This window comes from Burkholderia sp. BCC1644, assembly GCF_902833225.1.
In the GTDB taxonomy this organism is placed as follows: domain Bacteria; phylum Pseudomonadota; class Gammaproteobacteria; order Burkholderiales; family Burkholderiaceae; genus Burkholderia.
In genome coordinates this window covers 1-927 of the sequence record NZ_CADFEI010000054.1, presented here as the reverse complement: position 1 = coordinate 927, position 927 = coordinate 1, and the positions used below count along the sequence as shown (strand labels likewise).

General features: G+C 65.3%; 1 protein-coding gene and 1 pseudogene. Both read left to right on the top strand.

Features of this window, described 5'->3' with window-relative positions; genetic code table 11:
• Positions 1–114: pseudogene (locus HWX87_RS37640) on the top strand (electron transfer flavoprotein subunit beta/FixA family protein); the annotation flags it as partial.
• 16 nt (positions 115–130) lie between these two features.
• On the top strand, positions 131–927 hold a 797-nt coding region (locus HWX87_RS37635; protein ID WP_176051838.1), incomplete at its 3' end, for an electron transfer flavoprotein subunit alpha/FixB family protein.

Genomic DNA, 927 nt, shown 5'->3' with positions numbered 1-927 from the left:
CCGCGTCTGAAGACGCTGAAGGTCGTCGAGCCGCCGAAGCGCGCAGCCGGCGTGAAGGTGCCGGACGTGAAGACGCTGGTCGAGAAGCTGAAGACCGAAGCCAAGGTGCTGTAAGAGGGAGCGCAAAGAAATGACGATTCTGGTGATTGCAGAACACGACAACGCGTCGATCAAGGCCGCGACGCTGAACACGGTGGCGGCGGCAGCGAAGATCGGTGGCGACATCCACGTGCTGGTCGCGGGCCACAACGCGCAGGCGGCTGCAGACGCAGCAGCGAAGATTGCAGGTGTGTCGAAGGTGTTGCTGGCCGACGCGCCGCAGCTCGAAGCGGGCCTGGCTGAAAACGTCGAAGCGACCGCGCTGAACATCGCGAAGGACTATTCGCACATCCTCGCGCCGGCAACTGCGTACGGCAAGAACATCGCGCCGCGTATCGCCGCGAAGCTGGACGTCGCGCAGATCTCGGACATCACGGCGGTTGACAGTGCCGACACGTTCGAGCGTCCGATCTACGCGGGCAACGCAATCGCGACGGTGCAGTCGAGCGACCCGATCAAGGTCATCACGGTGCGCGCGACGGGTTTCGATCCGGTGGCGGCCGAAGGCGGCAGCGCAGCGGTCGAGAAAATCGAAGCGGCAGCCGACGCAGGCAAGTCGCAGTTCGTGAGCCGTGAAGTAACGAAGCTGGACCGTCCGGAACTGACGAGCGCGAAGATCATCGTGTCGGGCGGCCGCGGTCTGGGCAGCGGCGAGAACTACACGAAGGTGCTGGAGCCGCTGGCCGACAAGCTGTCGGCAGCGCTCGGCGCATCGCGCGCGGCAGTCGACGCCGGCTACGTGCCGAACGACTACCAGGTCGGCCAGACCGGCAAGATCGTCGCACCGCAGCTGTACATCGCGGTCGGCATCTCGGGTGCGATCCAGCA